Below are 4,681 nucleotides of genomic sequence, written 5' to 3' on the forward strand. Positions count from 1 at the left end.
TTACATAAGATCTAAGCATAACGTATAAACCTCCTGAAGTTATTTACCAACTTAGATAGTCGCTCTTTATCTCTAGAAAGGTATATAATTTGTTGTATGCAATATTCCATAAGTTCTGGCTTGTGGCATTCTATGAATTCTCCATTCTCGTTAATGACAGTGGAATAACCATCAATTACATTGGCAACACATTCTATACACATACCTCTACACCAGCAATCTTTACACTTAGAAAAATTATCCTTATTATTAAATGTTTCAACATTTGGACTATTATGACTCCCCCAGAATCTAAAGCACAACTTCTTACTTCCATCTACGTCAAAAGTAATTGTATTGGAAGGATCAATATCATCGCAGAAAGTATGGTTTGTACTCTTGTAAATCATAGATATTAAAACATCGTATAAGATTGGGCTAATAAATGCTTTCTCATTACAATCAATTACATTCTGAATAGAAGTATCTATAAAAGTTTTTCTTTCAGATAAACTTTTTTCCATTTCTTTAACAATAAGTACTTTATTTTTACTGAAGACATCATTAACATTAAAATGAACATCCATCTCAGTAAAATATTTGAAAATAGCTTCTCTACTAATACCATTTTTTTGATGAATACGAGTATACGTTGATGCAATTTCGAAATTATCATAATCAATACTTTTTAAATACTTAATGAATCTCAGAGTCTTTCTATGACTTCCTTTTCCCCTTAACCTATCATGAACAACCTCTGGTCCATCTAAACTAATTGTTAAAAATGGATGAAATTTATTTAACATATGCTTTACTCGATGATTCAAAACAGTACCATTAGTTACAGTCTCAACTTTTAATATATTTAAAAATTTAGATAATTTCTCAATAAAATATACAAACAACTCAATATTTAAAAAAGGCTCTCCTCCAAAAAGTATTAATCGATTAATTTGTTTTATTCCCTTACTTACAATTTCCTGAATTATCTTATCAGCAGTATCAAAATCCATTACTCGATTGTTCATGCCATAGTTTCCACCATCAGCATAACAGTACGAACACGATAGATTACAGCTATTTGAAATATTTATTACAACTTTCTTCAAGATTCCATCATCAAGATTATCCAAAGTATTCGACGTATTTTTATATTCAGGTGAAGAAGACAAAGTAAAAGAAATGGAATCAAAATAATATGTACCAAAATCAGTATCAATTTTTTTTATCATAGCAATCCTCATTAATGAAAACAGAGATGGGGAAATTTTTCCCCACCTCGGAAGAAACTATCGACCGCCACCACAAGAATGACTTGGTCCACAGTTATTATTAACAACATAACCTTGATCAAACTCTAAAAGCTCTTCAAGGTCAATAACTTGTAGTTCTTCCATTATTTTCACCTCCTATGTTTTATATAGATATCATATTACCATTTTAGGAGCGCTATAAAAAATTCCCTTTTACACAATTTATTCTAAATCGTTCAACACTTGTTCTAAATGATGTTCAAACGTACATGCTAACTGTTGACTATTTACTAATTTCATTGCTGCGATACATTTTCTCATCTCAATTAAAGCATATTGATTATGAGTTTTCTTTAAATCGTACAAATTTTTCGCATAATGAAACACTAGTTTTTCATAAATTTCAGTTTCTGAGAAGTTACAAAATTTTAGTTGTTTTTCAAAATAAAGAGCATCTATTAGCTCGTTTCGTTCAATACATGTTATATAGGCATTTAACAACATGGTCGATAGTAAACGACGATTATTTGGAATATCTCTATAAAATTCAGAGCGATGGCACATTTCTTTTGATAAAACCATCATAGTTTCATGATTTAAAACATCTAATGTATTCATAAACAACAACAATTCATAACACCCCCAGTATTCTACAGAAAATAAGTACTCACTGACAAAACTAATATCTTGATCTGTCACATAGATCTTTCCTGATAAGTCCTGTAAACGAATCTTAACCAAAATCGTATTTAGCTCATAAAAAGGGTCTTTCTTCTCTTTTTTTTCCAACAAACTAATCAGTAAATTTTCCATACCAACGATATCTCGCTTTGCTACTAATAAACGAATTTTCTCTAACAATTCATTAAAGTCATCTCTATGAAAATCGCGCGCCGCGTATATAAATTCTTCAATTGGCATATTAATTGCTTCAAGTGCTAAAATGAATTTTGTAATAGTTAAGTCAGCTTCTTCATGCTCAAACCTTGACAGGTGAGAACTTGATACTCCACATTTAGAAACATCTTTTAGTGACAGTCCTCTTGATTCTCTAAATTTTTTAAAAATTTTTCCGTATTTCATTTAAAGTACCTCTTAAATTGTGTATAAGGGAATTTATTACAATATCTTGAATAACATTATATCATAGGAGAAAAAGAAAAGAGGTTGCTATTATGAATAAAAAATTATTTTTTTACTTATCTTTAGTAATATTTGGAGGAATCATAGTTATAGGAGTTGGATAATTTCACTCTCTTATAAAAAGAGGCTGGGACAAAAGTCCTAGCCTCTCAATTATTTTTGGATTGTCGAGCAAGACGCAGTGGTTGAGTAGGCTCTACTACGCTGATTTCATTAGCTTTTACAAACCTACTCAACTGTGCGGAGGTGGGATGACAAAATCAAATTCTAACGAATTACCGATTTCTGGCCCACTCTCTTTTTATAGTGTTTGACGTGCAAATAAATTAACCTAACGAAAACTATCTTTTTAAAATCAATTATTTTAAAGGTCTTTTTTATATCATTCGTAAAGTCAGGTAGTGTAAAATAAGTTGTGCAACAGTCATACAAGTTATGAGATGAACGATTAAATACTAATTTAATACATACAACTATTGTATTGAATATCTTTATTGTTACAGAAGTTAAATAATTGAGATAATGAAAATCCTATGAAATCAAAGTCTCATAGGATTTTTTGTTTTGTTTATAGCTCAATAACTGAATTTTAACTGATTAAATATTCCATAAGAATATATGAATATTTAAAACGGATAACTTCTAGTCTTGATTAAAGTTTAAATTTGGTATCAGAATCGCTCCATATGCTCCTTCAGAAAACATACCAATATATAGCCTAAACTTTTCTATCATTGGTGTAATAAGTGCTTGTTGAAATTCACTATCCTGCGAAATATCTTCTGGTAAATCTGAAGCTAAGACTGAATATATAGCATCAATATCAGCAACAACTCGATACTGACTATCTGGATAAGAAATTTCCATCTTTATCAGTATAAGTTGATTCTCTTGTCCTTCCTCTCTGTCAGGAAGATTCAGATTAATTGAAGCTCTTCCATCTTCTTCAACTTCTCCTGTATTATGAATATTAAATTCGAATTTGCTAAATGTTATTCTTCTTATCTCTATATTTTTTGACTTCATTTTAACCTCCAATAGACCATGAAATTACTTTATTATCTTGTAGTCTATTATTAGTAATATTCTGCTCTTTATATGGTTGTATTTTTTCAGATTGATTTTTTACAATGATTGTTTGATGAATATGTTGCTCTGGTGCAGAAACCTTTTCTGCAATGGTTTGACTAAATTTTTTAGTCATATGCTCAAATTGCTCTGCTAACTGTTCAACAACATTTTGAGTTTGTTTGAATAACCCATCATTAATCAATTGTACTATAGTTTGATTTAAACTAACTCCTTCAATCTCAGATCGTTCTTTAACATCTCTATGTAATGTTTTAGGTAATCTTAGCGTTATTTTTCCACTATACTCTTCCAGAGAGTTCTCAAGGGGTTCTTTAATTTGTCTCCCCCACTCAAGATTAGCCTCAATCCAATCTGCTTTAGCTAATTCAATCTCATCATAAACTTCTTCTAAAGATTCACCATAAACGATTAGTCCTGGTAACTCTTTAATAGAGGCAGTAAATAATACTTCATCCTCGTCAAAAATTTGTCCAATTAAAATCGGATAGTTCAATCCAAGATAGTATTCTTTATCTTTCATCATCTAAACCCTCCTCCAATTCTATCACTTTCTCAATCATTTTTATAACATTCTTCACATAAACCGGCTTTATTGGCTTATGTCGTGGTATTGGATAACTCTCCTCCAATAGAGCATGAGAGGTTATTGAATGATTGGTTCCTTGCTTCCACATAAAACCATATTTTTTACACAGAGATTCTAAGCGTTCAGGGGTAACAGATTTGGGGTCATTTTTTATTTTTTGCAACTCTTTTTCCTTGCCCATGATATACCTCATTCATAGCGACACCATATATAGTGTCATATTGATTATATACAAAAAAGTTGATGATTTCAAGGATTTCTTTTATTTTCAGTAAAATAACTAAATTTTAACTGATTAAGATACTCAAGTGATTATTTCGGCTAAATCTAGCATAGCTTTTTCAATCTTATCTTTTCCTTTTTGCATAACATTAAGGTAGATTTTTTCAATAACTTTCCGAAAAATATCTGTTTTTTCGGAAAGATGGCTAATAATCTTTATGAATTATAAAAAGCGAAATTTATAACCAAAAAATTTTTTAGAGCTATTCTATCTACTTCTAGTCTACAAACATATAAAAAGAGGCATTTAAGCCTCTTTTTCTCTCCTTCAAACACTCTGTCACTGTCCATTTACTGTCCAATATAATGTAATATTATTGAATATCGTTAATTTTTTTGAACTCTA

General features: G+C 30.0%; 5 protein-coding genes. All 5 read right to left on the reverse strand.

From position 1 onward, the window contains the following. Positions 1 to 11 precede the first annotated feature (11 nt). A complete protein-coding gene (locus HMPREF2704_RS03510; RefSeq protein WP_176745629.1) occupies positions 12 to 1,211 on the reverse strand; it encodes a streptosactin maturase GggB in 1,200 nt (399 codons plus the stop codon). Between the two features lie 243 nt (positions 1,212 to 1,454). Further along, positions 1,455 to 2,315 (reverse strand): Rgg/GadR/MutR family transcriptional regulator, encoded by an 861-nt coding sequence (locus HMPREF2704_RS03515; protein WP_049471967.1) that lies wholly within the window; start codon positions 2,313 to 2,315, stop codon positions 1,455 to 1,457. A gap of 702 nt (positions 2,316 to 3,017) precedes the next feature. Continuing rightward, positions 3,018 to 3,401, reverse strand: a complete 384-nt coding sequence (locus HMPREF2704_RS03520; protein WP_041826469.1) for a hypothetical protein — start codon at positions 3,399 to 3,401, stop codon at positions 3,018 to 3,020. A gap of 1 nt (position 3,402) precedes the next feature. Then, positions 3,403 to 3,990 carry a toxin-antitoxin system HicB family antitoxin gene (locus HMPREF2704_RS03525; RefSeq protein ID WP_014713955.1) on the reverse strand — a complete coding sequence of 196 codons (588 nt, stop codon included), beginning with the start codon at positions 3,988 to 3,990 and terminating at the stop codon, positions 3,403 to 3,405. Then, positions 3,977 to 4,234, reverse strand: coding sequence for a hypothetical protein (locus tag HMPREF2704_RS03530; protein ID WP_041826470.1), 258 nt, complete (start codon positions 4,232 to 4,234; stop codon positions 3,977 to 3,979). The genes HMPREF2704_RS03525 and HMPREF2704_RS03530 overlap by 14 nt, the downstream gene beginning before the upstream one ends. Positions 4,235 to 4,681: the final 447 nt, after the last annotated feature.

This window comes from Streptococcus sp. HMSC076C09 (genome assembly GCF_001837905.1).
GTDB lineage: Bacteria > Bacillota > Bacilli > Lactobacillales > Streptococcaceae > Streptococcus > Streptococcus parasanguinis_I.